This is a genomic window from Oleiagrimonas soli (assembly GCF_000761445.1).
In the GTDB taxonomy this organism is placed as follows: Bacteria; Pseudomonadota; Gammaproteobacteria; order Xanthomonadales; family Rhodanobacteraceae; genus Oleiagrimonas; species Oleiagrimonas soli.
Genome location: NZ_KN196471.1, coordinates 241,764 through 268,501 on the forward strand (window position 1 = coordinate 241,764; position 26,738 = coordinate 268,501).

The 26,738-nt window shown below is 69.3% G+C and carries 25 protein-coding genes; 17 read left to right on the plus strand and 8 right to left on the minus strand.

Translation table 11 applies throughout. The features are described 5' to 3' along the window. The first annotated feature begins 171 nt into the window (after positions 1 to 171). The 12 genes from LF63_RS14825 to ilvN all read left to right on the plus strand — a co-directional run bounded on the left by LF63_RS14825 (position 172) and on the right by ilvN (position 15,712). Entirely contained in the window at positions 172 to 1,299 is a 1,128-nt protein-coding gene (locus tag LF63_RS14825) for a homoserine dehydrogenase family protein (RefSeq protein WP_043104552.1), read from the plus strand. Further along, positions 1,296 to 2,240: a homoserine kinase gene (locus LF63_RS14830; protein ID WP_043104410.1), complete on the plus strand. Its 945-nt coding sequence runs from the start codon at positions 1,296 to 1,298 to the stop codon at positions 2,238 to 2,240. The genes LF63_RS14825 and LF63_RS14830 overlap by 4 nt, the downstream gene beginning before the upstream one ends. Next, on the plus strand, positions 2,228 to 3,526 hold the full coding sequence (gene thrC, locus LF63_RS14835; RefSeq protein WP_043104412.1) for a threonine synthase: 1,299 nt from the start codon (positions 2,228 to 2,230) through the stop codon (positions 3,524 to 3,526). The genes LF63_RS14830 and thrC overlap by 13 nt, the downstream gene beginning before the upstream one ends. Positions 3,527 to 4,207: 681 nt before the next feature. Continuing rightward, positions 4,208 to 5,818 (plus strand): 2-isopropylmalate synthase, encoded by a 1,611-nt coding sequence (locus LF63_RS14840; protein ID WP_043104414.1) that lies wholly within the window; start codon positions 4,208 to 4,210, stop codon positions 5,816 to 5,818. Between the two features lie 298 nt (positions 5,819 to 6,116). Next, positions 6,117 to 7,172, plus strand: a complete 1,056-nt coding sequence (locus LF63_RS14845; protein WP_043104416.1) for a branched-chain amino acid transaminase — start codon at positions 6,117 to 6,119, stop codon at positions 7,170 to 7,172. Then, on the plus strand, positions 7,169 to 8,590 hold the full coding sequence (leuC, locus tag LF63_RS14850; RefSeq protein ID WP_043104418.1) for a 3-isopropylmalate dehydratase large subunit: 1,422 nt from the start codon (positions 7,169 to 7,171) through the stop codon (positions 8,588 to 8,590). The genes LF63_RS14845 and leuC overlap by 4 nt, the downstream gene beginning before the upstream one ends. Positions 8,591 to 8,765: 175 nt before the next feature. Further along, a complete protein-coding gene (gene leuD, locus LF63_RS14855) occupies positions 8,766 to 9,350 on the plus strand; it encodes a 3-isopropylmalate dehydratase small subunit (protein ID WP_043104421.1) in 585 nt (194 codons plus the stop codon). Positions 9,351 to 9,678: 328 nt separating this feature from the next. Beyond that, a complete protein-coding gene (gene leuB / locus LF63_RS14860) occupies positions 9,679 to 10,776 on the plus strand; it encodes a 3-isopropylmalate dehydrogenase (RefSeq protein WP_043104422.1) in 1,098 nt (365 codons plus the stop codon). A 10-nt stretch (positions 10,777 to 10,786) separates the two neighbouring features. Beyond that, positions 10,787 to 12,466 carry a dihydroxy-acid dehydratase gene (gene ilvD / locus LF63_RS14865; RefSeq protein WP_043104425.1) on the plus strand — a complete coding sequence of 560 codons (1,680 nt, stop codon included), beginning with the start codon at positions 10,787 to 10,789 and terminating at the stop codon, positions 12,464 to 12,466. 37 nt (positions 12,467 to 12,503) lie between these two features. Then, positions 12,504 to 13,526 carry a ketol-acid reductoisomerase gene (ilvC, locus tag LF63_RS14870; protein ID WP_043104554.1) on the plus strand — a complete coding sequence of 341 codons (1,023 nt, stop codon included), beginning with the start codon at positions 12,504 to 12,506 and terminating at the stop codon, positions 13,524 to 13,526. A 94-nt stretch (positions 13,527 to 13,620) separates the two neighbouring features. Then, on the plus strand, positions 13,621 to 15,429 hold the full coding sequence (ilvB, locus tag LF63_RS14875) for a biosynthetic-type acetolactate synthase large subunit (RefSeq protein WP_052395349.1): 1,809 nt from the start codon (positions 13,621 to 13,623) through the stop codon (positions 15,427 to 15,429). A gap of 25 nt (positions 15,430 to 15,454) precedes the next feature. Continuing rightward, positions 15,455 to 15,712 carry an acetolactate synthase small subunit gene (ilvN, locus tag LF63_RS14880; RefSeq protein WP_043104430.1) on the plus strand — a complete coding sequence of 86 codons (258 nt, stop codon included), beginning with the start codon at positions 15,455 to 15,457 and terminating at the stop codon, positions 15,710 to 15,712. Between the two features lie 523 nt (positions 15,713 to 16,235). On the opposite strand, the gene LF63_RS15380 is transcribed toward ilvN, so the two are convergent. After that, complete coding sequence (locus tag LF63_RS15380) at positions 16,236 to 16,583, minus strand: VOC family protein (protein ID WP_052395351.1); 348 nt, start codon at positions 16,581 to 16,583, stop codon at positions 16,236 to 16,238. A gap of 216 nt (positions 16,584 to 16,799) precedes the next feature. On the opposite strand from LF63_RS15380, the gene ubiA reads away from it, so the two are divergent. Further along, complete coding sequence (gene ubiA / locus LF63_RS14890; protein WP_043104559.1) at positions 16,800 to 17,693, plus strand: 4-hydroxybenzoate octaprenyltransferase; 894 nt, start codon at positions 16,800 to 16,802, stop codon at positions 17,691 to 17,693. A 16-nt stretch (positions 17,694 to 17,709) separates the two neighbouring features. Here ubiA and LF63_RS14895 read toward each other — a convergent pair whose 3' ends face one another. The 3 genes from LF63_RS14895 to LF63_RS14900 all read right to left on the minus strand — a co-directional run bounded on the left by LF63_RS14895 (position 17,710) and on the right by LF63_RS14900 (position 19,296). Beyond that, positions 17,710 to 18,429, minus strand: a complete 720-nt coding sequence (locus tag LF63_RS14895; RefSeq protein WP_052395352.1) for a ComF family protein — start codon at positions 18,427 to 18,429, stop codon at positions 17,710 to 17,712. Between the two features lie 75 nt (positions 18,430 to 18,504). Beyond that, the gene (locus LF63_RS15625; protein WP_081945299.1) at positions 18,505 to 19,047 is read right to left on the minus strand and encodes a YfbU family protein; all 543 of its coding nucleotides are present in this window, start codon (positions 19,045 to 19,047) and stop codon (positions 18,505 to 18,507) included. Between the two features lie 42 nt (positions 19,048 to 19,089). Further along, positions 19,090 to 19,296 carry a hypothetical protein gene (locus LF63_RS14900; protein ID WP_043104432.1) on the minus strand — a complete coding sequence of 69 codons (207 nt, stop codon included), beginning with the start codon at positions 19,294 to 19,296 and terminating at the stop codon, positions 19,090 to 19,092. A gap of 158 nt (positions 19,297 to 19,454) precedes the next feature. On the opposite strand from LF63_RS14900, the gene bioB reads away from it, so the two are divergent. After that, on the plus strand, positions 19,455 to 20,480 hold the full coding sequence (gene bioB / locus LF63_RS14905) for a biotin synthase BioB (protein ID WP_043104433.1): 1,026 nt from the start codon (positions 19,455 to 19,457) through the stop codon (positions 20,478 to 20,480). Between the two features lie 12 nt (positions 20,481 to 20,492). On the opposite strand, the gene LF63_RS14910 is transcribed toward bioB, so the two are convergent. Then, positions 20,493 to 21,302, minus strand: a complete 810-nt coding sequence (locus tag LF63_RS14910; RefSeq protein ID WP_152569395.1) for an SdiA-regulated domain-containing protein — start codon at positions 21,300 to 21,302, stop codon at positions 20,493 to 20,495. 68 nt (positions 21,303 to 21,370) lie between these two features. Here LF63_RS14910 and bioF point away from each other — a divergent pair, with 68 nt between their 5' ends. From bioF to bioC, 3 genes are read left to right on the plus strand one after another with little or no spacing between them, the layout of a single operon-like run. Further along, positions 21,371 to 22,567, plus strand: coding sequence for an 8-amino-7-oxononanoate synthase (gene bioF, locus LF63_RS14915; protein ID WP_043104436.1), 1,197 nt, complete (start codon positions 21,371 to 21,373; stop codon positions 22,565 to 22,567). Between the two features lie 22 nt (positions 22,568 to 22,589). Beyond that, positions 22,590 to 23,366, plus strand: coding sequence for a pimeloyl-ACP methyl ester esterase BioH (bioH, locus tag LF63_RS14920; RefSeq protein WP_081945300.1), 777 nt, complete (start codon positions 22,590 to 22,592; stop codon positions 23,364 to 23,366). Further along, on the plus strand, positions 23,363 to 24,250 hold the full coding sequence (gene bioC, locus LF63_RS14925; RefSeq protein WP_043104438.1) for a malonyl-ACP O-methyltransferase BioC: 888 nt from the start codon (positions 23,363 to 23,365) through the stop codon (positions 24,248 to 24,250). Before bioH ends, bioC begins: the two co-directional genes overlap by 4 nt. A 61-nt stretch (positions 24,251 to 24,311) precedes the next feature. On the opposite strand, the gene LF63_RS14930 is transcribed toward bioC, so the two are convergent. The 3 genes from LF63_RS14930 to LF63_RS14940 all read right to left on the minus strand — a co-directional run bounded on the left by LF63_RS14930 (position 24,312) and on the right by LF63_RS14940 (position 26,731). Next, complete coding sequence (locus LF63_RS14930; protein ID WP_043104440.1) at positions 24,312 to 25,139, minus strand: transporter; 828 nt, start codon at positions 25,137 to 25,139, stop codon at positions 24,312 to 24,314. Positions 25,140 to 25,232: 93 nt separating this feature from the next. Beyond that, the gene (locus LF63_RS14935; protein WP_043104441.1) at positions 25,233 to 25,958 is read right to left on the minus strand and encodes a hypothetical protein; all 726 of its coding nucleotides are present in this window, start codon (positions 25,956 to 25,958) and stop codon (positions 25,233 to 25,235) included. 212 nt (positions 25,959 to 26,170) lie between these two features. After that, the gene (locus LF63_RS14940; RefSeq protein WP_043104443.1) at positions 26,171 to 26,731 is read right to left on the minus strand and encodes a DNA-3-methyladenine glycosylase I; all 561 of its coding nucleotides are present in this window, start codon (positions 26,729 to 26,731) and stop codon (positions 26,171 to 26,173) included. Positions 26,732 to 26,738 lie beyond the last annotated feature (7 nt).

The following is a 26,738-nucleotide window of genomic DNA, read 5'->3' on the forward strand; positions in this document are numbered from 1 at the left end:
ACGACGACCACGACCATGACGACCACCGGCACCGGTACCACCGGCCCGGGGCAGGTGTTCGTGCGCGACTGATTCCATCACGCAAACGGCCCGCCCCGCACCGGACGGGGCCGTGATGCGACCCCCGACGACGCAGGACACGGGCCTCTCCAGGGAGGCAACACCGTGAACATGCACGCATCGCAACTGGACCCCGACTGCCTGCAGCCGCGGACGCCCGCGCCGACGCCCGCCCTGCGGCGGCTGACCGTGGGCGTGGTCGGGCCCGGTCGCGTCGGCAGTGCGTTGCTGGAACAGCTGCGCGCCGCGCGCGAACGTCTGCGGCGCGAACAGCACATCGACGTGCACCTGCGCGTGGTCGCGGACAGCCGGCGCATGTGGCTGGACAGCGACGACGATGCGCTCAACGCCCGCCACGGCGGCGCGCAGACCTGGCGACCGTCCAGCCTCGACGACGTCGCAGCCTGCCTGCATGGCGCGCCGGGCGCGGTGATCGTCGACTGCAGCGCCAGCGAGGCCGTCGCCGCGCGCTACGCCGACTGGCTCGCCGCCGGCCTGCATGTGGTCACGCCGAACAAGCTCGCGCCCAGCGGGCCGCTGCCGCACTGGCGCGCACTGCAGGACCTTGCCCGCACGCAGCGCGTGCAGCTGCGCTACGAAGCCACGGTCGGCGCGGGCCTGCCGGTGGTGCAGACCCTGCGCGACCTGCTCGACACCGGCGACGAACTGATCGCGCTGGAAGGCATGCTGTCCGGCACCCTGGCCTGGCTGTGCGATGCCTACGACGGCCAGCGCCCGTTTTCCGCACTGGTGCGCGAAGCCCATGAGTTGGGCTACACCGAACCTGATCCGCGCGCCGATCTGGACGGCCTGGACGTGGCGCGCAAACTGGTGATCCTGGCGCGCGAAAGCGGTCGCGGGCTTTCCCTCGACGACGTCTCGGTGCAGTCTCTGGTGCCGGACGCCCTGCGCCACGTCGATCGCGAGCATTTCATGGACCACTTGCACCTGCTGGACGCGCCGATGGCGGCGCGGCACGCCGAAGCCGCCGCCCAGGGCGCGGTGCTACGCCACGTCGGCCGCCTCGATGCGGACGGCCGCGCCCACGTCGGCCTGGTCGCGCTACCCGCCGGACACGCCTTCGCGCAGGCGCGCGGCGCCGACAACATCGTGCAGTTCCATACCCGCCGCTACGCCGACACGCCGCTGCGCGTGCAGGGTCCCGGCGCCGGCCCCGACGTCACCGCCGGCGGCGTGTTCACCGATCTGCTGCGCGTGGCCGCGGAGGCACGCGCATGAGCGCGGACATTACCAACGAAGCCTGCGCCTGGGCGCCGGCCAGCGTCGGCAACATCGGCGTCGGCTTCGACCTGCTCGGCCACAGCCTCGACGGCGCCGGCGACCGCGCGCGCGTGCGCCGCATCGACGAACCGGTGGTGCGCATCGACGGCATCGACGGCTGCGTCACCGACTTGCCGCGCGAAGCCGCCGCCAACACCGCCGGACAGGCGCTGATCGCGCTGCGCGAGGCACTGGGCCTGCCGTTCGGCTTCGCTTTACATCTGCACAAGGGCATCGCGCTGGGCTCGGGCATGGGCGGTTCGGCGTCCTCGTGCGTGGCCGCGCTGGTCGCCGCCAATGCGTTGCTGGATGAACCACTTTCACGCGAAGCGCTGTACCCGTTCGCACTCGACGGCGAGGCCGTGGCCAGCGGCGGTCGCCACGGTGACAACCTCGGCGGCATGCTGCTCGGCGGCCTGGTGCTGACCACCGAGAAACACCTGATCCGCCTGGACGTGCCCGACGCCTGGCATTGCGCGCTGGTGCATCCGCACGTCGTGCTGGAGACGCGCCGCGCCCGCGAGGCGCTGGCCGGCGCCTACGCCATCGGCGAATTCGTCGCCCAGAGCGCGCACCTCGCGCTAGTGCTGACCGGCTGCCAGCGCGGCGACGCCGAGCTGGTGCGCGACGGTCTGCGCGACGTGCTGGTGGAGCCGCGCCGCGCGCCGCTGATTCCCGGCTTCGACGCCGTGAAGCGCGCCGCGCTGGACCACGGTGCGCTCGGCGCGAGCATTTCCGGCGCCGGTCCCAGCGTGTTCGGCTGGTTCGAGCGACGCGCCGAAGCCGAGGCCGCCGCCGACGCCATGGCCCGCGCCTTCGCCGCGCACGGCCTCGACAGCGACCGCTTCGTCGCGCCGATCAACGGCCCCGCCGCACGGCTCGAACCATGCGCTTCCTGAGCACGCGCGGCGACGCGCCCGCCGTCGGCCTGAGCGCCGCCATCGCCGCCGGCCTGGCTCCGGACGGCGGTCTCTACGTCCCCGCCGCGTTTCCGCGCGCGGACCTCGACGCCATCGCGCCCGACGCGACGCTGCCCGAGATCGCCGCCTGGCTGCTGCGCCCGTGGTTCGCCGGCGATCCGCTGGCCGCGCACCTCGACGCGATCTGCCGCGAAGCGCTGGCCTTCGACACGCCGCTGCGCCCGCTGCCGTGGGACGACACCTATTTGCTGGAGCTGTTCCACGGCCCGACCGCCGCCTTCAAGGATGTCGGCGCGCGCTTCCTCGCCGCCTGCATGCGCCGGCTGCGCGCGCCGAGCGACCCGCCGCTGACCATCCTGGTCGCCACCTCCGGCGACACCGGCGCCGCCGTGGGCGCGGCCTTCCATCGCCTACCGGGCTTTCGCGTCGTGATCCTGTATCCGGACGGCCGCGTATCGCCGCGCCAGGCGCATCAGCTGGGCTGCTTCGGCGACAACGTGCACGCGTTCCGCGTCGCCGGCAGCTTCGACGACTGCCAGCGCATGGTGAAGACGGCCCTCGGCGACACCGACCTGCAGGCACGCACGCCGCTGAGTTCGGCCAACAGCATCAGCCTCGGCCGCCTGCTGCCGCAGATGAGCTACTACGCGCAGGCAGCCTTGCGCCTGCATGCCGAGCACGGCGTCGCGCCCGACTTCGTGGTGCCGACCGGCAACCTCGGCAACGCCCTGGCCTGCGTCTGGGCGCGCACGATGGGCCTGCCCATCGGCAAGGTGCATCTGGCCTGCAACGCCAACGCGGTGTTGCCCGACTTCCTCGCCGGCGCGGACTACGCGCCGCGCGCCAGCGTCGCCACGCTCGCCAACGCCATGGACGTGGGCGCACCGAGCAACGCCGAACGTCTGCGCTGGATGTTCGACGACGACTTCATCCGAGCGCAGTTCACCGCGCAGAGCGTCGACGACGTCGCCATCCGCGACACCGTGCGCGCGCTGGCCGCCGAACATGACTTGGTCGTGTGCCCGCACACCGCGACCGCGCTGCACGTGCTCGCGCGGCTTCGCGATGCAGACCCGTCGCGCCTGCGCGTCGCCGTGGCGACCGCGCATCCGGCCAAGTTCGAAGGCGTGATTGAACCACTGATCGGTCGTTCCGTGCCGGTGCCTTCCACCCTGGACCATTTGCTGCGCCGCGTTGCCCATGCCGAACCGTTGCCGGCGGACGACGATGCGCTGCGCGAGGTTTTGCTCGATAGCGTTCGATGACACAACGCGGACAACCTGTGTCTGCTGGCCGAACGGAGTACGAGGGTATTCCCGCAGAAGTCGCTGGGTTCCGGCTTTCGCCGGAATGACGGTCGGAGGGAACCCCGGCTCCTGGAGCTTGAACTACGAACCAAGGATGTGACGCTGGCGTAGCCTCAAGGAAGCATCACCATTCCCCATAGCATCCAAATGCGACTGTCATTCCAGCGAAAGCCGGGCAAGCGTGAAGCGCGCAGAACGTCCGAAGGACAGCCCCGGAGGGGCGAGCGCAGCGAGTCACCCAGCGACCTACCGCCACACCATGATGATCCATACCGGACCAAGCTATCACCACGCATATGCAATCTAGCCATATGGACGTCTATCCATCCGCGCACATTTTTCGTTGACAGTTCCGAAAACCCTGCGTAGGTTCGGTAGACATGTCGCAGCACACGCGCCAGCACGAAAACGCCTCGACCGGCTTCGCCCCGGTCCGCGCGCTGCTGTCGTCGCTGCGTGACGTCGCACTCGTGCGCATCGAGCTAGCCCTAATCCTAGTCGTAGTCATTATTACCAGCGGAGGTGCGGGTTAAGGGCACGCGTCCACGATTAGCGCAACACGGACACAGTCAAGAACCCCGCACCCGGAAACGGATGCGGGGTTTTTTGTTGCCCTTGGCCTGCCCAGCGGAGCCTCGGATGAACCAGCAGAACCCCACATCGCCACGCGCCACCGACGACGACCGCGTTGCCGTCGACGACCATGTACGCGTCTTCGACACCACCCTGCGCGACGGCGAGCAGGCGCCCGGCTTCTCCATGAACCGGTCGCAGAAGATCCGTCTGGCGCACGCCCTGGAGGAACTGGGCGTGGACGTGATCGAAGCCGGCTTCCCGCAGGCCTCGCCCGACGACTTCGCCGCTGTCGCGCAGATCGCCGGCGAACTCCGGCGCAGCACGGTGTGCGGCCTGTCGCGCTGCCTGCCCGGCGACATCGAGACCACCGCACGCGCGCTGGAAAAGGCGAAGTCCGCGCGCATCCACCTGTTCCTGTCGACCAGTCCGCTGCACCGCGAACACAAGCTCGGCATGAGCAAGCAACAGGTGATCGACACCGCCGTCGACGCCGTGCGCCGCGCCCGCGCGCTGTGCGACGACGTCGAATTCTCCGCCGAGGACGCGCTGCGCACCGAGCACGATTTCCTCGCCGAGATCTTCTCCGCCGTGCTCGACGCCGGCGCGGTGACCCTGAACGCGCCGGACACCGTCGGCTACACCACGCCGACCGAAGTCGCCGAACTGTTCGCGTGGCTGCGCGCCAACGTGCGCGGCGCCGAGCGCGCGGTGTTTTCCGCGCACTGCCACGACGACCTGGGCCTGGCCGTCGCCAACAGCCTGGCCGCCATCGGCGCCGGCGCGCGCCAGGTCGAGTGCACCATCAACGGCATCGGCGAGCGCGCCGGCAACGCCGCGCTGGAAGAGATCGTCATGGCGCTGCGCGTGCGCGCGCCGCACTACGCCGTCGACACCCGCATCGACGCGCGCCGCCTCTATCCGACCTCGCGCCTGCTCTCGCGCCTGACCGGCCAGGCGCTGCCGCGCAACAAGGCCGTGGTCGGCGAGAACGCCTTCGCGCACGAATCAGGCATCCATCAGCACGGCATGCTCAAGCACCGCGGCACCTACGAAATCATGCGCGCCGAGGACGTCGGCGTGCCGCCCTCGCGCCTGGTGCTGGGCAAGCATTCGGGCCGCCACGCGCTGCGCCAGCGCCTGGAAGAACTGGGCTACACGCCGGACGAAGACCGTCTCGGCGTCATCTTCGACGCCTTCAAGCAGCTCGCCGACCGCAAGCGCGAAATCCACGACGGAGATCTGGAAGCCCTGGCGCTGGGCCGCGATCCGGACCAGCCCGGCCCGTGGCGCATCGAGCAGCTGCACGCGGCCTCGCACCTGCGCGGCGGCGCGTCGGCCTCGCTGAAATTGCGCCACGACGACGGCCGCGAGGTCAGCGAAGCGGCCATCGGCGACGGTCCGGTCGACGCCGTGGTGCGCGCGGTCGAACGCGCCACCGGCGAGGCGCTGCCGCTGACCGATTTCCGCATTCTCTCCGCCAGCGAAGGCGGCGACGCGCAGGGCCAGGCCGTGCTCGTGGTCGACCGCGAACAACGCCAGTGGTGCGGTCACGGCTGGTCCACCGACATCGTCGAAGCCGCCGCGCTGGCCGCGCTGGACGTGGCCAACGCCATCGCCCGCGACCACGCGCGCCAAACCCGCAAGACGCCCGCCGCGAAGGTGGTCAACGCATGAGTACGCAGACCGCCCGCATGTCATGGCCGCGCTCGCGCACATGGCGCCGCACGCGCATCCGCTACGCCATGCGCCCCCCTTCGGCCGTCATCCCGGCGAATGCCGGGACCCAGTGCCTGCCCGGCGCATCGAAGTCGCTGGGTGACTCGCTGCGCTCGCCCCTTCGTGGCCGTCCTTCGGACGTTCTGCGCGCTTCGCGCTTGTCCGGCTTTCGCCGGGATGACGAAGCTCGCGTTCTACGCACTTCACGCGACACCCACGCATCACGCGACACCCACGCACACCCCATGAGGACCCCATGAGCGACTCCACCCTGATCTGGCAGAACGGCACGCTGAAGCCCTGGCACGAGGCCACGGTGCACGTCAGCGCGCACGCGCTGCACTACGGCTCCTCGGTGTTCGAGGGCGAGCGCGTCTACGCCACGCCCGACGGCCCGCGTTTCTTCCGCCTGGCCGACCACACCCGCCGTCTGTTCGCCTCGGCGCGCGTGTACGGCATCGACATCGGCTACACGGCGGACGAGATCGACGACGCCTGCCGCGAGGTCGTGCGCGCCAATGGCATGGACGCGGCCTACGTGCGACCGGTGGTGTTCCGCGGCGCCGGCGGTCTGGGCATCCTGCCGAAGGACGACGTGGTCGACGTCGCCATACTCGCGCTGCCGTGGGGCAGCTACCACGGCGACGCGCGCGAGCAGGGCGCGGACGTGTGCGTGAGCAGCTGGAACCGCGCCGCGCCGAACACCTTCCCGAGCTGGGCCAAGGCCGGCGGCAACTACCTCAACAGCCAGCTGATCGCGCTGGAAGCACGCCGCGGCGGCTACGCCGAGGGCATCGCGCTGGGCTGCGACGGCCTGCTCAGCGAGGGCGCAGGCGAGAACCTGTTCCTGGTGCTCAACTGCGAACTGGTGACGCCGCCGACCAGCGCCGGCGTGCTGGTCGGCATCACCCGCGACAGCATCATCGCGCTGGCCGGCGAGCTGGGCATCCCCTTCGCCGAGCGCGCGCTGCCGCGCGAGGCGCTGCTGTACGCCGACGAGATCTTCCTGTGCGGCACCGCCGCCGAAATCACCCCGGTGCGCACGATCGACGGCACGCCCGTCGGCCACGGCGGCGTCGGCCCGATCACCCGCGCGCTGCAGGACGCCTTCTTCGGCCTGTTCGACGGCCGCACCGAAGACCGCTGGGGCTGGCTCACGGGACTAGACGAGCCCGCTTCGACAAGAGCTGCAAGGGACCCGAGGCACGCTGAATCTATCTCAGCGGTCATCCATGACCGCGAAAAGCACAAAGCGGCCATCCGTGGCCGCACTGTTCGAGAAGCGCCGGATCCGATGGAGGCCTCCACATGACTACCCCACGCACCCTGTTCGAGAAAGTCTGGGACGCCCATCAGGTCGTCGCCGAGAAGCCCGATGCGCCGGCCGTGCTCTACATCGACCTGCACCTGGTGCACGAAGTCACCTCGCCGCAGGCGTTCGACGAACTGCGCCGCCGCGAACTGCCGGTGCGTCGCCCGGATCGCACGCTGGCCACGCTGGACCATTCCACGCCGACCCTGCCCGCCGCCGCCGACGGCACGCGTCCCTACACCACGGCGCAGGCCGAGGCGCAGGTGCACACGCTGGAGAACAACTGCGCCGCATTCGGCATCGAACTGCACGGCTGGGACAGCGACGCGCGCGGCATCGTCCACGTGATCGGCCCCGAACTCGGCGCCACGCAGCCGGGCATGACCATCGTCTGCGGCGACAGCCACACCTCCACGCACGGCGCGTTCGGCGCGCTGGCGTTCGGCATCGGCACCACCGAGGTCGGTCACGTGCTGGCCACGCAGTGCCTGCTGCAGCGCAAGCCGAAGACCTTCGCCATTCACGTCGACCATGCGCTGCCGGCCGGCGTCTCGGCCAAGGATCTGGTACTGCACGTGATCGCCACCATCGGCGTCGGCGGCGGCACCGGCCACGTGCTGGAATTCCGCGGTCCGGCCATCGAGGCGCTGTCGATGGAAGAGCGCATGACGGTGTGCAACATGGCCATCGAGGCCGGCGCGCGCGCCGGCATGATCGCGCCGGACGACACCACATTCGCCTGGCTGAAGGGCCGTCCGCGCGCGCCGCAGGGCGATGCCTGGGACCGCGCCGTCGCGCACTGGAAGACGCTGAAGAGCGACGACGGCGCGCGCTACGACCGCGAAGTCCGCATCGATGCATCCACCGTGCGACCGACCGTCACCTATGGCACCCATCCGGGCATGGCCGCGGCGATGGACGCGCCGGTGCCGGCCGCCGCCAATGCGCAGGAATCCCGCGCGCTGGACTATATGCAGGTCACCGCCGGCAAGGCGATGGCCGGCACGCCGGTCGACGTGGTGTTCGTCGGCAGCTGCACCAACTCGCGCCTGCCGGACCTGCGCGCCGCCGCCGAGGTGCTGCGCGGGCGCAGCGTCGCCGAAGGCGTGCGCATGCTGGTGGTCCCCGGTTCCGAATCGGTGCGCCGCGCCGCCGAGGCCGAGGGTCTGCACGAAGTATTCACCGCCGCCGGCGCCGAGTGGCGCGTGCCCGGCTGCTCGATGTGCATCGCCATGAACGGCGACCTGGCCCAGCCCGGCCAGCTGGTGGTGTCGACTTCCAACCGCAACTTCGAGGGCCGCCAGGGCAAGGGCGCGCGCACGGTGCTGGCCAGTCCGGCCACCGCCGCCGCCTCCGCCGTGGCCGGCTGCATCGCCGATCCACGCAGCTTCTTCCAGACCTCGGAGGCCGCGGCATGACGCGCGTCTGTCCGAACCCGTTTGTCCTCTGCCTCCGCCCGCGGGCCACTCGATATCGGCCGGCGAAGCACCTGCGCCTCCTCCCTGCGCGCTTCGCCTCTTGCCACTCGCCCGCATCTGGCCTCCCCGGAACGGGCGGACAGAGGACTTTTTTCTCGCTTCACGGAGCCGCCCGATGAAACCGCTGACCCAACTGCGCTCGCGCACCGCTGTGCTGGCGCACACCAACATCGACACCGACCGCATCATTCCGGCGCGCTTCCTGACCACCACCGAACGCACCGGTCTCGGCGAGCATGCCTTCGAGGACTGGCGCTACCGCGCCGACGGCAGCGACAACCCGGATTTCGAGCTCAATCGTCCCGAGGCGCGCGGTTGCCAGATCCTCGTCGCCGGCCGCAACTTCGGCTGCGGTTCCTCGCGCGAGCATGCGCCGTGGGCGCTGCTGGACTTCGGCATCCAGGCGGTGCTGTCCAGCGAGATCGCCGACATCTTCCGCTCCAACGCGCTGAAGAACGGCCTGCTCGCGGTGGTCGTCAGCGAGGCCGAGCACCGCTGGCTGCTGGACCACCCCGGCGTGGAGCTGCGCATCGACGTCGCCGGCGGTTTCATCGAGCTGCCCGACGACGGCCGCTTCGCCTTCGAGCTGGACGGCTTCGCGCGCCACTGTCTGCTGCACGGCGTGGACCAGCTCGGCTTCATCCGGCAGCACGCCGCGGAAATCGAGGCGTTCGAGCAACGCGTGGAGCAAGCCGCATGACGCTTGCACCGAAAGCTTCCTCCACGCGTCCCGCCGACATGCTCCGCGGCCGCTCCACGCGCATTTCCACCGCAGGCATCTCCTTCGGTCATACCGCGGTCACTTTCTTCGGCCACGCCGCGAGCACTCCCTTCAGTCGTCATCCCGGCGAAAGCCGGACAAGCGCGAAGCGCGCAGAACGTCCGAAGGACGGCCCCGAAGGGGCGAGCGCAGCGAGTCACCCAGTGCCTGTCCGGCACATCGGAGTCGCTGGGTCCCGGCTTTCGCCGGGATGACGGACAAAACACCTCTTCCGCAACGCATCGAACACACCCGAGGAACAGATCCCATGCAAGCCCACCTGGTCACCCTTCCCGGCGACGGCATCGGCCCCGAGGTCACCGCCGCCGCCGTCGATGTGCTCAAGCACGTCGCCGCCCATCACGGCCACGACTTCCGCTTCAGCGAACACGCCATCGGCGGCGCCGCTATCGACGCCACCGGCGAACCGCTGCCGGACGCCACCCGCGAAGCCTGCCTGGCCGCCGACGCGGTGCTGCTGGGTGCGGTCGGCGGGCCGAAGTGGTCCGACCCGAACGCCAAGGTGCGTCCCGAGCAGGGCCTGCTGGCGCTGCGCGCGGCGCTCGGCGTGTTTGCCAACCTGCGTCCGCTGAAGGTGCATCCGCGCCTGGCCGAGCGCTCGCCGCTGAAGACCGAACGCCTGAAGGACGTCGATTTCGTGGTCGTGCGCGAACTGACCGGCGGTGCGTACTTCGGCGCCAAGACCCGCGACAAGGAGCGCGCCACCGACGAATGCGCCTACACCGTCGCCGAGATCGAGCGCGTGCTGCGTCGCGGCTTCGAGCTGGCCAGCCAGCGCGGTCGCCACCTGACCTCGGTGGACAAGGCCAACGTGCTGGAGACTTCGCGCCTGTGGCGGCATACCGCCGAGCAGGTCGCACGCGACTATCCCGAGGTGCATCTGGAACATCAGCTGGTCGACTCGATGGCGATGCTGATGCTGACGCAGCCGTCGCGCTACGACGTGATCGTCACCGAGAACCTGTTCGGCGACATCCTCACCGACGAGGCCGCCGCGCTGGCCGGTTCGCTGGGCCTGCTGCCCTCGGCGTCGCTGGGCGACCATCACGGCGGCCTGTACGAGCCGATCCACGGCTCGGCCCCGGACATCGCCGGACAGGACGCCGCCAACCCGCTCGGCGCCATCGCCAGCGCCGCGCTGTTGCTGCGCCACGCACTGGGTCTGGAAGCCGAGGCCGCCGTCGTCGAGGCTGCGGTCGAGCACGTGGTCGAGCACGGCCCGTGGACGCGCGACCTCGGCGGCACGGCCACCACGTCGCAGGTGCGCGATGCGGTGATCGCCGCGCTGGATCTGGACGAGGACTGCAGGCCGGCGTTCCTCGCCGGCATGCGGGCCTGCGGCTGAGGGGCGGCGCATGCGAAGCGACACGATGAAGAAAGGCCCGGACCGCGCCCCGGCGCGCGCGATGATGCGCGCCACCGGCCTGGACGACGACGCCATCGGCAAGCCGCTGGTCGCCGTGGTGCACACCTGGTCCAACGTCAGCCCGTGCAACCTCAACCTGCGCGATCTGGCCAACGAGGTCGCCGACGGCATCCGCGCCGCGGGCGGCACGCCGGTCGAGTTCAACACCATCGCCGTCACCGATGGCATGGCGATGGGCACGCCGGGCATGCGCGCCTCGCTGGTCAGCCGCGAGGTCATCGCCGATTCCATCGAGCTGGCCGTCAACGGCCACTGCCTCGACGCGATGGTGGTGCTGTGCGGCTGCGACAAGACCATTCCCGCCGCCGCGATGGCGCTGGCGCGCCTGGATATTCCGGGCGTGGCGCTGTACGGCGGCAGCATCGGCCACGGCAAGCTCCACGGCAAATCGATCACCGTGCAGGACGTGTTCGAGGCCGTCGGCGCGCACGGCGCGGGCAAGATATCCGACGCCGAGCTGACCCAGGTCGAGACCCGCGCCTGCCCCGGCGCCGGCGCCTGCGGCGGCCAGTACACCGCCAACACCATGGCGATGATCCTGACCACGCTGGGCCTCTCGCCGGTCGGCTTCAACGACGTGCCAGCCACGCACCCGGACAAGGCCGCGGTGGCGCGCTGCTGCGGCGAACTGGTGATGGAATGCTTCGCGGCCTCGCGCACGCCGCGCCAGCTGATGACGCGCGAGGCCTTCGTCAACGCTGCGCGCCTGGTCGCCGCCACCGCCGGCTCCACCAACGCCGCGCTGCACCTGCTGGCGATCGCGCACGAAGCCGGCGTGGAGCTGGACCTGGAGGACTTCAACGCCGCCTCCGAGCAGACCCCGGTGATCGCCGACCTGATGCCCGCCGGACGCTACAGCGCAGTGGAGATGTTCGAGGCCGGCGGCGTCGCCGCGATCGCCAACGAACTGCGCCGCGCCGGCATGCTCAGCGATACGCCGACCGTCACCGGCCGCCACTTCTTCGCCGAACTCGACGACGCGCCGCCGGCGCAGGTCGCGCACGATCTGGTGCGTTCGGTCGACGCGCCGATCAAGCCGCGCGGCGGCTACGCGATCCTGTACGGCAACCTCGCGCCGCAGGGCTGCATCCTGAAGCTGGCGGGCCTCGGCCGCAGCGGCTTCACCGGCACCGCGCGCGTGTTCGAGAGCGAGGAAGACGCCTTCGCCGCGGTGCAGAACGACCGCATCAAGAAGGGTGACTTCATCGTCATCCGCAACGAGGGACCGGCCGGCGGCCCGGGCATGCGCGAGATGCTCGGCGTCACCGCCGCGCTGATCGGCCGCGGCCTCGGCGACGACGTCGCGCTGATGACCGACGGCCGCTTTTCCGGCGCCACGCGCGGTTTCATGGTCGGCCACGTCGCCCCCGAGGCGGCGCGCGGCGGACCCATCGCCCTGCTGCGCGAAGGCGACCGCATCGTCATCGACGGCGAGGCCCGCACGCTCAGCACCGACGCCGACCTCGACGCCCGCCGCGAAAGCTGGAACGCACCGCCGCCCAAGGTCACGCGCGGCGCGCTGGCCAAGTACGCGCAGCTGGTCGGCTCGGCCTCGGCCGGCGCCGTCACCAACGGCTCCACCCCCTACCGCTGGCGCACGTCCGCCTGAACGCACCACCCATTCCGCATACCCCATGGAGAACATCATGAGCACCGCCACCACCGACCTTCTGCAAGACGCCCGCATCGCCGTTCTCGGCTACGGCAGCCAGGGCCGCGCGCACGCGCTGAACCTGCACGAATCCGGCCTCGACGTGGTCGTCGGCGCACGCGAGGGCGGCCCGTCCTGGAAGCGCGCGCAGGAAGACGGCCTGAAGGTCGCCACGCCCGCCGACGCGGTCAAGGACGCCGACCTCGTCGCCGTGCTGACGCCGGACATGACCCAACCCAAGCTGTACGAAGAAGCCATCGCGCCCAACATCAAGCCCGGCGCGGCGCTGCTGTTCGCGCACGGCTTCAACGTCCACTTCGGCCGCATCGCGCCGCGCGACGACATCGACGTCAATCTGGTCGCGCCCAAGGGCCCCGGCGCGCTGGTGCGCAGCGAATACCAGCGCGGTCGCGGCGTGCCGTGCCTGGTCGCCGTGGCGCAGGACGCCACCGGTCAGGCCGAAGCCAAGGCGCGCGCCTACGCGGCCGGCATCGGCGGCGCGCGCGCCATGCTCATCCAGACCGACTTCAAGGAAGAGACCGAGACCGACCTGTTCGGCGAGCAGGCCGTGCTGTGCGGCGGCGCCAGCGAGCTGGTGCTGAAGGGCTTCGAGACCCTGACCGAAGCCGGCTATCAGCCCGAGATCGCCTACTACGAGGTGATGCACGAGCTGAAGCTGATCGTCGACCTGTTCTACGAGGGCGGCCTGGCGAAGATGCTGCAGTTCGTCTCCGAGACCGCGCAGTACGGCGACTACACGCGCGGTCCGCGCATCGTCGACGCCGACACCAAGGCGCGCATGAAGCAGGTGCTGACCGAAATCCAGGACGGCACCTTCGCCCGCGAATGGACGGCCGAATACGACGCCGGCCTGCCCAACTACAAAAAGTTCAAGCAGGCCGACCTGGAGCACCCCATCGAGAAGGTCGGTGCCCAGCTGCGCGCGCGCATGGCCTGGCTGCACAAGGACAAGCAGGCCGCGGCCGCCGCCGGCGAGCCGATGAAGAAAGCCGGCTGATCCGCGGGCCGGCCTCCGCGCGGAGGCCGGCCTTCGCTTTCGCAGATGCAGGGAACACGCAGTGAACGCTTCCGCTTTGCCCGCTGAACAACCGATGTCCACACCCGCCAAGACCGGCGCCGACGTCGTCGTGCAGGTCCTCGCCGGCGAGGGCGTGGACGTGCTGTTCGGCTATTCCGGCGGCGCCATCCTGCCGGTGTACGACGCCATCTTCCGCCACAACGCCGAGCACGCCGACGCCGACGGCAAGGAACCGCTGCCGCTGGTGGTGCCGGCCAACGAGCAAGGCGCGGGCTTCATGGCCGCCGGCTACGCACGCGCCTCGGGCAAGGTGGGCGTCGCCATCGTCACCTCGGGACCGGGCGCGACCAACACCGTGACGCCGGTGCGCGACTGCATGGCCGACTCGATTCCGCTGGTGGTGATCTGCGGCCAGGTCGGCACCGCCGCCATCGGCAGCGACGCATTCCAGGAAGCCCCGATCACCAACATCATGAGCGCGTGCGCCAAGCACGTGTTCCTGGTCACGGACCCCGACCGCCTGGAGGCCACGCTGCGCACCGCGTTCACGCTGGCGCGCAGCGGGCGGCCGGGTCCGGTCGTCGTCGACATCCCCAAGGACGTGCAGAACGCCGCGCTGGCCTTCCACGGCGACGGCGAACTGCCGCTGCCCGGCTACCGCGCACGCATCGCCGCCAGCGCCACGGGCGGACTCGACGACGACGCCTGCCGTGCCTTCTTCGACGCGCTCAAGGCCTCCAAGCGCCCGCTGATCTACGCCGGCGGCGGCATCGTCGCCGGCGAGGCGGCGCCCGCGCTGCGCGCCTTCGTCGAAGCCTTCGGTGTGCCCGTGGTCACCACGCTGATGGGCATCGGCGGCATCGACACCACCGACCCACTGGCGCTGCACATGCTGGGCATGCACGGCACCGCCTACGCCAACTACGCAGTCGAGGACTGCGACCTGCTGTTGGCGCTCGGCGCGCGCTTCGACGACCGCGTCGCCGGCGTGCCCGACGCCTTCGCGCCGGGCGCGAAATTCCTCGCCCAGGTCGACATCGATCCGGCCGAGATCGACAAGGTGAAGACCGTCGACTGGCACCACGTCGGCGATCTGAAGCCGACGCTGGAGCAGCTGACCGCCTGGGGCCGTGCGCACGACGTGCGGCTCGACGTCGACGACTGGCACGCACACGTCGCCGCACTGAAGTCGCGCCACGCGATGAACTACGACCGCGACCACGCGCTGATCCAGCCCTACGCCGTGCTCGAGGAGATCAATCGCCACACGCAAGGCCGCGCCATCATCACCACCGGCGTCGGCCAGCACCAGATGTGGGCGGCGCAGTACCTGCACTTCCGCGAGCCGCGCCACTGGCTGACCTCCGGCTCGATGGGCACGATGGGTTTCGGCCTGCCCGCCGCCGTCGGCGCGCAGTGCGCGCGGCCCGACGCGCTGGTCATCGACATCGACGGCGACGCCAGCATCCGCATGAATCTGGGCGAGCTGGAGACCGTCACCACCTACGGCCTGCCGGTGAAGATCGTGGTGCTCAACAACTGCGGCGACGGCATGGTGCGGCAGTGGCAGAAGCTGTTCTACCGCGGCCGCTTCATGGCCTCGGACAAGAGTCTGCACCGCAAGGATTTCATCCAGGCCGTGAAGGCCGATGGCTTCGAGTGGGCGCAACGACTGGAGGACCCGTGCGCACTGGCCGCCACCGTCGCCGACTTCCTTACCTTCGACGGCCCCGCCTTCCTCGAAGTGATGATCGACCCGGACGCCGGCGTCTACCCGATGATCGGCCCCGGCGCGCGCTACGCACAGATGATCACCGGCGACTTCATTCCCTCGCGCGCATCCGACGACGACCACGCGCCGTCGGTCACCGCCATGTTCTGACGGAAACCTTCCGACGGAGAACACCATGAAACACACGCTCTCGATCCTGTTGCAGAACGAAGTCGGCGCGCTGGTGCGCGTGGCCGGACTGTTCTCGGCGCGCGGCCACAACATCGACAGCCTGCACGTCGCCGCCACCCGCGACCCGGCTGTCTCGCGCCTGACCCTGACCGTGCACGGCGACGCCGCGCGACTGACGCAGATCCTCAACCAGACCCGCAAACTGGTCGATGTGCTGAAGGTCGAGCACCGCAGCGAGCCGCCCGAATCGCACGCGGCGTGATGCGTATCCGAGTCGCATCCGTCCGCCCCATGGCACCCCGCCGAAACCCCAACCTCGTCGTTCCGACGAACGCCGAAACCCCAACCGTCGTCATTCCGGCGAACGCCGGAACCTAGCGCCTCTGCTGTCGCTGGTGCCTGAAGTCACTGGGTTCCGGCGTTCGCCGGAATGACGGCCGTAGGGAGTGCCTGTGGTACGACCGGAGGAAGTGCCCGCGGTGCGACCGGAGGGCGTGCCTGTCCTGCGACCATGGGGCGTCCCGTGGTGTCACCGAAGGGAATGTCTTGGGTGCGCGCGAGGAGCGCGTCGGCGGTGCCATCGGAAGCATGACCCCGACTCCGCGATCGCATGACGTGCGGCCCGACGCAGTGTCGGCACACTGCACACCGACCTGATCCTTGTTTCAGCGTTGCAGCACCTCAGGACACCCATGCAGGCTGTGTGATCGACGACCACGGACTTCCTCACGGAAACCCCGACCGATCGCTCACTTTCCGCCCGCCCCTGGTGCGGATCGCCCGCGTCAGGCGTCGGCCACGACGTCCAGCTCGAACACGTGGTGGTCGTCGTCGGTGAAGTACAGCGCGGTCTCGCCACGCGCCAACTGCACGCTGCGCCCCTGCATCTTCAGACGCTGCGCGCACGTCGCCAGTTCGTCCGCGTCGACCGCGAAGGCAATGTGGTCGCCGTTGCTCTTCGCCGGCGGTTCGCCCGCCACCAGCACCAGGCAGACGCCGCCCAGATGCACGAGCGTGTCGTGGTCGCCTTCGCCCGGCGTGATCCGCGCGTCGTCGAACAGGGTCCCGAGCCAGACGGCGGTGCGGGCGGGCTCGCGCACCATCAGCGCGATGTGATCGAGGTGTCGTGGCATGGCGTGCTCTTCCGTGAGTCGTGACTCGAAGCTAGCACGAAACGCTTGACCGACTCGTGACGGAACCCGCTCGAATGCCGCGCGGCGCACGCTACACTTGCGCGCATGAATCGTCCGCCGCGCCCCGCTCCCCGCCGCCGTCCGCCGCCGCGCGTCCCGCCGCGTGCGCGCACCGCCGTGCGACGCACCGAAGACAGCTCGCGCCGCGCCGGCCAGGTGCTCGGCTGGCTGCTGAAACGGCTGCCCGAGCGCTGGCGCGCGCCGACCTACGACATCCTGGTGCTGACGCGCATGGACCGCCCGGTCGGCGCGCTGCTGCTGCTGTGGGCGTGCTGGTGGGCGCTGTGGCTGGCGGCGATGGATTTTCCGCCGTGGAAGCCGTGGCTGATCTTCACCCTCGGCGTGTTCGTGATGCGCTCGGCCGGCTGCGCCATCAACGACTACGCCGACCGCAAACTGGACGCGCAGGTGCAGCGCACCCGCGAGCGGCCCATCGCCGCCGGCCGCATCACGCCGAAGCGCGCGCTGGCCGTGTTCTTCGTGCTGCTACTGGTCGCCTTCGGTCTGGTGCTGCTGACCAATCCGCTGACCATCAAGCTGTCCTTCGGCGGCGCCGCGTTGGCGGCGATCTACCCGTTCACCAAGCGCTACACGCACCTGCCGCAGGTGGTGCTGGGCGCGGCCTTCGGCTGGTCGATCCCGATGGCTTTCGCCGCCGTCGCCAACCACGTGCCGCCGCTGGCGTGGCTGCTGTTCCTGGCCAACGTGGTGTGGTCGACGATGTACGACACCGAGTACGCGATGGTCGACCGCGAGGACGACCTGAAGGTCGGCGCCAAGTCCACCGCGATCCTGTTCGGCGAACTCGACCGCGTGATTATCGCGATCCTGATGGCGACCTTCCTGCTGGCAATGACCATGGTCGGCCACCGCGCGCACCTGGCCTGGCCGTACTGGCTGGGCGTCACCGTCGCCGCCGGACTGATGGTCTGGCAGCAGTGGCTGATCCGCGGGCGCGAGCGCATGCCCTGCCTCCACGCCTTCCGCAACAACAACTGGGTCGGCTTCGCGCTGTGGATGGGCCTGGCCGTGGCGCTGGCGATCCGCTGACCGCCGCCGCGCCGCGTCAGCGCTGCCCCGGCAGCGGCGCGCGGGCCAGCGCCCACACGTCGACGCGCTGCACGCCGGCCCGCTTCAGCACCCGCGCGCATTCGGACAACGTCGCGCCCGTGGTCATCACGTCGTCGACCACCGCGACGTGCGCCGGCAGATTCGCGGTCAGAGGCAGCTCGAAGGCATCGCGCACGTTGCGCCGACGCGCCACGGCGTCGAGTTCGGTCTGCGCCTGTGTCGCCCGCACCCGCCGCAGCACGTCGTGCCGCAGACGCACACGCTGCCGACGCGCCAGCACGCGCGCCAGTTCCAGCGCCTGGTTGTAACCGCGCTCGCGCAGCCGGTGGCGATGCAGCGGCACCGGCACGATCAGCTGCGGTTTCGCCGGTGGCGCGCGCCGCGCCCACAACTCCGCCAGCGTGCGCCCGGCGGCGAGCTGCCCGGAAAACTTGTAGCGCGCCTCCAGCCGATCCAGCGGCCACGCATAGCGGAACGGCACCCACGCCGCATCCCAACGCGGCTCGCGGCGCAGACACGCGCCGCACTGCGCCGCCGGATGCTCCAACGGAAGCGCGCAGCGTTCGCAGCAGACGGCGTTGCCCGGCAAGTCCTCGCGGCACGCCGCGCATAGATCGAGCCTGTCGCCGGGCGCGCCGCACAGCAGGCAGCGTGGCGGCAACAGACGAAGAGAAAGATGCGCGCCGACGCGGCGCAGGTGGTTCAAGGCTTCCATGCCATTGTCTCCAATTGACTACGAACACAAACAGCTATGTTCGGCTGCAACTTCGCCCCCAACAGCCCAAATCTTCTAACGACGCTTAGCCTGAAGAACGGCAACTAACTGGTCAACTGAAAGACCGTGACCAATCAAAGTTTCTCGAATTGGGTTAAAAACAGCTAGCATCTCCCGATAGCCATCTATAGACGGATAGTGTGAATTAAGATCTCTACCCTTAAATCGTGAAAATCTATTCATTTCCTCCACAAGGAAACGAGCGATGCTCATATGCTCTGTTTCATTGTTTCCATCGAAACCAGCAAACTCCACATGCTCGCCAAATGGCTCCGCTTCGTCTTTCACCCTCTTCCTCTCAGCGTCATCAAAAGATGAATAAGCTTCCTCAATGAAAGACCACATATCTATAATATCTACAACCTCGCTTACAATCGGAGGAGTAGGCTCTGGTGAATCGCCTACAATGCTCTGCATCTCCCAAGAAAGCGCCCATGTATTACCCGTATAAATTGCCTTTGTAACAAAGCGAGCATCAACATCGCCCTGTATATTGAGCTCCTTATGGATATCTGCAAGCATTGTCAAAATTAACTTTTCAGCATTTGAAAGGCGCATAAGAAAACCTCCTTGTGTGAGCTTTTAAACCAAGATCCAAAGCTACCGCTTCGGCTTGAACAACGCCGCATCGATGATCGACCACAGGTGGATGATCCAGCCCAGCAGGAACCACCACAGCACGGCGGCCAGCACGAACATCAGCAGGGCCATCAGCACGCGACCTTGCAGCAGCTGGCCGAGGCCGGGGATGAAGAAACTGCACAGTGCGGCGATGACGTTGCCGGCGCTGCCTTGTCCGGTGCTCATGGGTGACTCCTCTCTCGTGGATGACGGTTCCGCTCGATCCTAGCGGCTCGGGCGCGGCCTCCCAAGTGCCGCACTGTCAACTCCATACGCCCGATTCAAGTTGACAGCGTCGGGCGCGCTTCCGACACTTGTCGCCTTTCCCGACACCGGAACCGTCCATGTCCGCCGAGATCCGCCACGACTGGAAGCGCGAGGAAGTCGCCGCGCTGTTCGCCCTGCCGTTCAACGACCTGCTGGCGCGCGCGCATGCCGTGCACGCCGCGCACCACGATCCGAATGCGGTGCAGGTGTCGACGCTGCTGTCGATCAAGACCGGCGGCTGCCCGGAGGATTGCGCGTACTGTCCGCAGGCGCAGCGCTACCACACCGGCGTCGAGGCGCAGAAGCTGATGAGCGTCGAGGCCGTGCTGGAACGCGCCAAGGCCGCCAAGGAAGCCGGCGCCAGCCGCTTCTGCATGGGCGCGGCGTGGCGCGAGCCGAAGGACCGCGACATTCCCAAGGTCGCCGAGATCGTGCGCGCGGTGAAGGGCCTGGGCCTGGAGACCTGCGCCACGCTGGGCATGCTCAAGGCCGAGCAGGCGCAGGCGCTGAAGGACGCCGGTCTGGACTACTACAACCACAACCTGGACACCGCGCCGGAGTTCTACGGCGAGATCATCCACACCCGCGAATACCAGGATCGTCTGGACACGCTGGAACACGTGCGCGACACCGGCCTGAAGACCTGTTGCGGCGGCATCGTCGGCATGGGCGAGTCGCGCAGCCAGCGCGCCGGCCTGCTGCAGACGCTGGCCAACCTGCCCGAGCATCCGCAGTCGGTGCCGATCAACATGCTGGTGCAGGTCGAGGGCACGCCGCTGGCCGGCACCGCCGCTCTGGACCCGTTCGAGTTCGTGCGCACCATCGCCGTGGCGCGCCTGATGATGCCGGACTCGATGGTGCGCCTGTCGGCGGGCCGCGAGCAGATGCACGACGAGATGCAGGCGCTGTGCTTCTTCGCCGGCGCCAACTCGATCTTCTACGGCGAGAAGCTGCTGACCACCTCGAACCCGGAAGCCGAGCGCGACCGCAAGCTGTTCGAGCGTCTGGACCTGAAGCCGCTGCAGATCACCGAAACCTCCGAGACCGTGCACGCCGACATTGTCGAGCCGGCCTGCGAGGCGCGCGCCGAATCGGCGGCGTGAAGCTTCGCCGTGTCAGTCGCGCCCGTAGCGGTAGAAGAGGTTCGGCTCGCTGACGATGTAGAGGTGTCCGTGTCCGTCGACCGCGATGCCTTCGGGCTGCGGCGGATGTGCATCGTCCAGCGCGCGGCGAGCGATCCGTTCGCCGCCGCGTGCGATTTCGGTCACGCGCCGGGACTCGTCGCTGAGCAGCAGCAGATGCCCGCTGGCCGCATCGAACTCGATGCCGGAAAGGTCTTTGCCCGGATGCGCGGCCTTCAGCCATGCGCTGTGATCGGTGATGGCCCGCACCGCGCCGTCGCGAAGCAGACCGCACAGCTGGAACAGCCCGCGCGGACGTCGCTCCTTGACCATCCAGAAGCAGTCGTGACGCGCGTCGTAGGCCAAGCCTTCATAGCCGTCGTTGCCATGCGCGAACAGATCGAGTCGGACTATGCGCGCGTCGCGATGCAGCGCGCGGCCGGTGCCAGCCGGCGGCAGCGCGAAGATCGCGATCTGGTTGCGGCCTTCCTCGGTCACGGCGACGCGACCATCGGCGAGCAGCGCCACGCCCTCGGTGTCCTCGAAGCCGTCGAGCGCGATGCGACGCAGCACGCGACCGTCGGTGTCGAGCACCAGCAAGGTGGACGGATGGTTGACCACGGCCAGCAACCGGTCGTGCCGCGCGTCGTAGGCCAGTCCCGAAAGGTTGTCGGCCACGCCCTGCACGCGCGTCTGCATTTGGAGACGGTAGCCGGCCAGATCGTCGGACGCGGACGACGCCTGCGCGCCCGTCGCCACGAACAGCGCCAGCATCAGACAGATCACGGCATGACGGCATGTCACGAGGTACGGCTCCCGCTGCGCGCCCGTTGCGCGCGTGACCTGCAATGTAGCAGCGCCGGAGCCCGCGCATGAACCGCCCCGACCTGCTCGATCAGCTGGCCCGCGCCGCTCAGGAACGCGCGCAACGCGGCCTGCATCGCCGCCTGCGCGCCGTCGAGCACACGGCGGCGGGCTGCTGCAGCATCGACGGTCGTGACTTCGTCGTGTTCTGCAGCAACGATTACCTGGGCCTGGCCGCGCACCCCGATCTGGTCACCGCGCTGCAACGTGGCGCGGCCGAATACGGCGTCGGCAGCACCGGCGCGCACCTCATCAGCGGCCATCACCGCGCACATGCGGCACTCGAACAAGCACTCGCCGCATGGACCGGCCGCGAACGCGCACTGCTGTTCTCCACCGGCATCATGGCCAATCTCGGCGTGATGCAGGCGCTGCTGGGGCGCACCGACACGCGCCAGCCGGGCCTGTGCCTGCAGGACAAGCTCAACCACGCCAGCCTGATCGACGGCGCGCGCGCCACCGCCGCCACGCTGCGCCGCTACCCGCATGCCGACGTCGACGCCGCCGCGCGCCAACTCGCCGCGCAACCGGACGCCGCCGCGTTGCTGGCGACCGACGGCGTGTTCAGCATGGATGGCGACATTGCGCCGCTGACCGAATTGGCCGCGTTATGTCGCCACGAGGGCGCGACGCTGATGGTCGACGACGCGCACGGTCTCGGCGTGCTCGGCCCGCAGGGCGCGGGCAGCCTCGCCAACGCCGGCCTGTCGCAGGACGATGCGCCGATCCTGATGGGCACACTGGGCAAGGCGCTGGGCACCGGCGGCGCGTTCGTCGCCGGCTCGGCCGCGCTGATCGACGGGCTGGTGCAGTTCGCGCGCAGCTTCGTCTACACCACCGCGCCGCCGCCGGCGCTGGCCGCGGCCACGCTGGAAGCGGTGCGCCTCGCCCGCGCCGCGGACGACCGCCGCGAACGGCTGCGCCACCTGATCGCGCGCTTCCGCACCGGCGCGGCGCAACTCGACCTGCCGCTGATGCCGTCGACCACGCCGATCCAGCCGCTGCTGCTGGGCGACGCCGAGCGCGCCAGCGACGCCGCGACCGCGTTGGAAACGGCCGGCTTCCTGGTCGGCGCGATCCGCCCGCCGACGGTGCCGCAGGGACAGGCGCGGCTGCGCATCACGCTGTCCGCCGCGCACCGCGACGAAGACGTCGATCGCCTGCTGGATGCCCTGCCGCACGCGCTGTCCGCCACGAATCTCTAGCTTCCCCGAGTATCCTTTTCTCATGTCCGAACTGTTCATCCAGACCCATGGTCGCGGCGACATTCACCTGGTGCTGCTGCACGGCTGGGCCATGCACGGCGACGTGTTTGCGCCGCTGATCGAGGCCCTCGATGCGCGTTGCACGATGCATGTAGTCGACCTGCCCGGCCACGGTCGTTCGCGCGACAGCGACCTTCCGCTGGAACCCGAAGCCTGCGCGCGCGCCATCGCCGAAGCCACGCCGCCCGCCGTGTGGCTGGGCTGGTCGATGGGCGGTCTGGTCGCGCTGACCGGTGCGCTGCGTCATCCCGATCACGTGCGCGGTCTGGCGATGCTGTCGAGCACGCCGTGCTTCGTGCGCAAGGACGGCTGGCCGTACGGCATGGAGCCGGACGTGTTCGCGCAGTTCAGCAGCGATCTGGACCACGACTACAAGGCCACGCTGGACCGCTTCCTGGCGCTGGAAGCCATGGGCAGCGAGCACGCGCGCGAGGAGATCCGCAAGCTGCGCGAACTCGTGTTCGCGCACGGCGAACCGGACAAGCGCGTACTGAAGCAAGGGCTGGCGCTGCTCGACCACGGCGACCTGCGCGCCGAACTGGCCTCCGTGCAGCAGGACAGCGTGTGGATCTCCGGCCACCGCGACCGCCTGGTGCCCGGCGCGGCGATGGCCTGGGCGGCCGAGCAGTGCGAGGGGCGCTACACCGACATCCCCCGCGCCGGCCACGCCGCCTTCATCGGCTTTGCCGACGCGGTGGTCGAGGCGCTCGATCCGCTGCTGCAGGAGGCCGCCGCATGAGCGATTTCCGCCTGGACCGCGCCCACGTGCGCCGCGCCTTCGGCCGCGCCGCCACCACCTACGAGCAGCACGACGTGCTGCAGCGCGAAGTGCTCGACGCGCTGCACGATCGGCTCGACTTCTATCTGCAAGCGCCGCAGCGCGTGCTCGATCTCGGCGCCGGCACCGGCCGCGGCAGCGCGCTGTTGAAGCAGCGCTACCCGAAGGCCGACGTCATCGCGCTGGACCTGGCCGTGCCGATGCTGCAGCAGGCCGCGCGTCACAGCCGCTGGCGTCGGCGCTTCGCACGCGTGGCCGGCGAGGCCACGCAACTGCCGCTGGCCGATCATTCCATCGACCTGCTGCACTCCAATCTGTGCATCCAGTGGTGCGACGATCTCGCCGCGCTGTTCGCCGAGTTCGTGCGCGTGCTCAAGCCCGGCGGCTTCATGGCCGTCACCACGTTCGGTCCCGACACCCTGCGCGAGCTGCGCGCGGCCTGGGCCGAGACCGACCAGCAGTCGCACGTAGGTCGTTTTCTGGACATGCACGACCTGGGCGACGCGATGATCAACGCCGGCCTGCGCGACCCGGTGCTGGACGTCGACCGCTACACGCTGACCTATGCCGAACCCGCCGACCTGGCGCGCGACCTGAAAGGCCTGGGCGCGACCCACGCCGACAGCGCGCGGCCGCGCGGGCTGACCGGCAAGGCGCGCTGGAAGCGCATGCTCGATCACTACGAAGCCATGCGCGACGCCGACGGCCGCATTCCCGCCACCTGGGAAGTGGTCACCGCGCACGCCTGGGGACCGCCCAGCGGCCAGTCGCGCCGCGCCGCGGGCGGCGGCGAAATCGCCAGCTTCTCGCTCGATCAGCTGCGCGGCTCGCGGCGCAAGCGCTGACCCGCAAAAAGCAACGGGCGCCCGAAGGCGCCCACTGGTGAAACGTCGGAACCGCGCCGGATCAGAACGTATAGCGCAGCGACGCGCCGCCGCCCCAGTCCGGGCTGCCGTCAGAGAAACCGGTCATGACGTAGGCCTGCAGGCGCAGGTTGTCGTCGAGATTGTGGTTCCAGTAGCCGGTCAGCTCCTTCTGCGCGTAACCGCCGTCGGCGATGCGCTCGCGGTAGTAGTAGTACGCGCCCAGGCTGTTGGCCTTGCTGAAGCGATAGCTCGTGCCGACGTTGGCGTTGGCGCCGTTCTTCAGCTTGATGTACTGCGAGCTGCCGTAATTCATGTAGCCGACGCCGCCAAACACGGTCCAGTTGCCGATGCCCTTGTAGGCGTCCAGATTCAGGCCATAGTCGTTCTTGCCGGTGCCCAGGCCCTTGTTCTCGTCGGCGGTACCGAACTTCACCTTGGCGCCCAGATCCATGCCGAAACGGTCGGTCTGATCGTAGAACAGGTTGTAGCTGGCCTGCGCCACCACGTCGCCCAGACCCGACGCACTGCCGCTGCCGGTCTGCGTGGTGGAGGTCGTGGTGCCGCCGTTGCCGAGCAGACCCTTGCCACGGCCGAGGCCGAGCGGATTGCCGTTCTTGACCTTGCCCACGCCGGGCACGACGTCGCCGGTGCCGGAGATGTGGATGTACGGCACGGTCAGCTTGAAGCGCCACTTGCCGGTGTCGTAGCCGAACGTCAGCGGCACCGACCAGATGTCGGTGGTGGTGTCGGTGCCGTATTTGCCGGAAGTGTAGTCGGCGCCGGCGGTAAGACTGGGCGTGCCGGCCAGCGCCGGCATCGCGACGAATGCGGCCAGCAGGCCGAGACTAAGCGTCCGCATGCGGATCATGGTTCTGTCCTTCGGGGGTGGTGCGGCCGAACGCGGCGGCGTCCGGCCGGTACATCAGTGGAGAAATCGCTGAATCGCGGGGCGTGCTTGCGATCAACCGCCCGGACGGCCGGCGTGATCCGGCAGGTCGGGGCGCTGCGGACGCTCGGGGCGATCCGGACGCTGCGCGATGTCCGGGCGCGACGGATGATTCGCGCTCGCCATGCTGTTGGCGTGATCGGACACCTTGGCCGCCACGCTGTCCGGCTTGCCGTGGGTCATGCCGGCCCGGCTGTGCGTGGTGTGCGACGCCGACACCACGGCGCCCAGGTTCACGCCCAGCGCCTTGGCGATCTGGCCCCAGCCCTGGCCGGACGCGCGCAGCGCCAGCACGCCCTGCAGGTCGACGGTGCTGCCGTCGCTCAGCGTGACGGTGCCGCCGTTGAGCGCCGCTTCCAGCTGATCGGCAGTCGGGTCGGTGATGCCGGCAGCGGCCAGGTCGGCCTGCGCCAGCGCCAGACTGATGTTGACGTTGCCGTAACCCATCGCGCCGGTCGCCGGCGTGAAAGTGGTGTCCGACGAGGTCGTGCTGCCGTCGCTGGCGGTGGTATCGGTGCTCAGCGTGATATCGGTGCCCTTACGCAGACCGTCGATTAGGGCCTGGGCGTTGCTGTCCGAACCGGCCAGCGTCGAATACTGGGTGACCATCCGCGCGCTGGCGGTGGTATCGTTCGTCGTCGTGGCGCTGCCGCCGTCGTCGGCAAACGCCGCGCCGGTCGCCAGCAGGGCCGTCAGCGCGGCCACCAGTAGCTTCCGGCCGGAAAGGCCTGGCTTGCTCATGTTCTTTACTCCCACTCGCTCGTCGGGGCCGGGTCCTGCGGCCCGAAACCTGTACGTGGCAGGTCCGTGATCCCTAGGCCGAAGGTTGTAATCCTGTTAAACCGAACGATCCCTGACTGATTCCGGGATTTCGTCCATCGGGGCGCACCGGGACCGCGAGAACGTGAAGAGCGCCGCAGAATCGCGCATGCGCGGCGCGGACGCGCGCCGGCTCAACTCACCTGCGTATGTCGGAAACACCCGGTCAGATGGTCGTTGACCATGCCCGTGGCCTGCATGAAGGCGTAGCAGATGGTCGGACCGACGAAGCGGAAGCCGCGCTTTTTCAGGGTCTTGCTCATGTGTTCGGACACGGGCGTGCTGGCGGGAATGTCGCCGTGCTGTTTCCAGCGGTTGCGCACCGGCGCGCCGTCGACGAACGACCACAGGTAACGATCCAGGCTGCCTTCTTCATCGATCACGCGCAGCGCGGCGCGAGCGTTCTCGCGCATGGCGTTGACCTTGAGCCGGTTGCGGATGATGCCCGGATCGCGCAGCAGGCGTTCGAGGTCGCGGTCGCTCATCGCGGCCACGTAGGCGATGTCGAAATCGCCGTAGACCTTGCGATAGTGGGCGCGCTTCTCCAGCACGGTGCGCCACGACAGCCCCGCCTGCGCGCCTTCCAGGCACAGGAACTCGAACAGCATGCGGTCGTCGTGCAGCGGCGCGCCCCACTCGGTGTCGTGGTAGTCGCGCTCGATGGCGCTGTTTTCGGCCCAGCGGCAACGTTTCATGGACGGC

What these genes read in the sequence shown, in the direction of transcription:
- LF63_RS14830 (WP_043104410.1), top strand. Translation starts at nt 1,296, where the DNA reads ATGAGCGCGGACATTACCAACGAAGCCTGCGCCTGGGCGCCGGCCAGC.
- bioC (WP_043104438.1), top strand. Translation starts at nt 23,363, where the DNA reads ATGAGCGATTTCCGCCTGGACCGCGCCCACGTGCGCCGCGCCTTCGGC.
- LF63_RS14840 (WP_043104414.1), top strand. Translation starts at nt 4,208, where the DNA reads ATGAACCAGCAGAACCCCACATCGCCACGCGCCACCGACGACGACCGC.
- LF63_RS14935 (WP_043104441.1), bottom strand. Translation starts at nt 25,958, where the DNA reads ATGAGCAAGCCAGGCCTTTCCGGCCGGAAGCTACTGGTGGCCGCGCTG.
- LF63_RS14825 (WP_043104552.1), top strand. Translation starts at nt 172, where the DNA reads ATGCACGCATCGCAACTGGACCCCGACTGCCTGCAGCCGCGGACGCCC.
- LF63_RS14900 (WP_043104432.1), bottom strand. Translation starts at nt 19,296, where the DNA reads ATGAGCACCGGACAAGGCAGCGCCGGCAACGTCATCGCCGCACTGTGC.
- ilvB (WP_052395349.1), top strand. Translation starts at nt 13,621, where the DNA reads ATGTCCACACCCGCCAAGACCGGCGCCGACGTCGTCGTGCAGGTCCTC.
- LF63_RS14940 (WP_043104443.1), bottom strand. Translation starts at nt 26,731, where the DNA reads ATGAAACGTTGCCGCTGGGCCGAAAACAGCGCCATCGAGCGCGACTAC.
- LF63_RS14845 (WP_043104416.1), top strand. Translation starts at nt 6,117, where the DNA reads ATGAGCGACTCCACCCTGATCTGGCAGAACGGCACGCTGAAGCCCTGG.
- leuC (WP_043104418.1), top strand. Translation starts at nt 7,169, where the DNA reads ATGACTACCCCACGCACCCTGTTCGAGAAAGTCTGGGACGCCCATCAG.
- bioH (WP_081945300.1), top strand. Translation starts at nt 22,590, where the DNA reads ATGTCCGAACTGTTCATCCAGACCCATGGTCGCGGCGACATTCACCTG.
- LF63_RS15380 (WP_052395351.1), bottom strand. Translation starts at nt 16,583, where the DNA reads ATGCCACGACACCTCGATCACATCGCGCTGATGGTGCGCGAGCCCGCC.
- ilvD (WP_043104425.1), top strand. Translation starts at nt 10,787, where the DNA reads ATGCGAAGCGACACGATGAAGAAAGGCCCGGACCGCGCCCCGGCGCGC.
- leuB (WP_043104422.1), top strand. Translation starts at nt 9,679, where the DNA reads ATGCAAGCCCACCTGGTCACCCTTCCCGGCGACGGCATCGGCCCCGAG.
- LF63_RS14895 (WP_052395352.1), bottom strand. Translation starts at nt 18,429, where the DNA reads ATGGAAGCCTTGAACCACCTGCGCCGCGTCGGCGCGCATCTTTCTCTT.
- bioF (WP_043104436.1), top strand. Translation starts at nt 21,371, where the DNA reads ATGAACCGCCCCGACCTGCTCGATCAGCTGGCCCGCGCCGCTCAGGAA.
- bioB (WP_043104433.1), top strand. Translation starts at nt 19,455, where the DNA reads ATGTCCGCCGAGATCCGCCACGACTGGAAGCGCGAGGAAGTCGCCGCG.
- LF63_RS14930 (WP_043104440.1), bottom strand. Translation starts at nt 25,139, where the DNA reads ATGATCCGCATGCGGACGCTTAGTCTCGGCCTGCTGGCCGCATTCGTC.
- ilvC (WP_043104554.1), top strand. Translation starts at nt 12,504, where the DNA reads ATGAGCACCGCCACCACCGACCTTCTGCAAGACGCCCGCATCGCCGTT.
- leuD (WP_043104421.1), top strand. Translation starts at nt 8,766, where the DNA reads ATGAAACCGCTGACCCAACTGCGCTCGCGCACCGCTGTGCTGGCGCAC.
- ilvN (WP_043104430.1), top strand. Translation starts at nt 15,455, where the DNA reads ATGAAACACACGCTCTCGATCCTGTTGCAGAACGAAGTCGGCGCGCTG.
- thrC (WP_043104412.1), top strand. Translation starts at nt 2,228, where the DNA reads ATGCGCTTCCTGAGCACGCGCGGCGACGCGCCCGCCGTCGGCCTGAGC.
- LF63_RS15625 (WP_081945299.1), bottom strand. Translation starts at nt 19,047, where the DNA reads ATGCGCCTTTCAAATGCTGAAAAGTTAATTTTGACAATGCTTGCAGAT.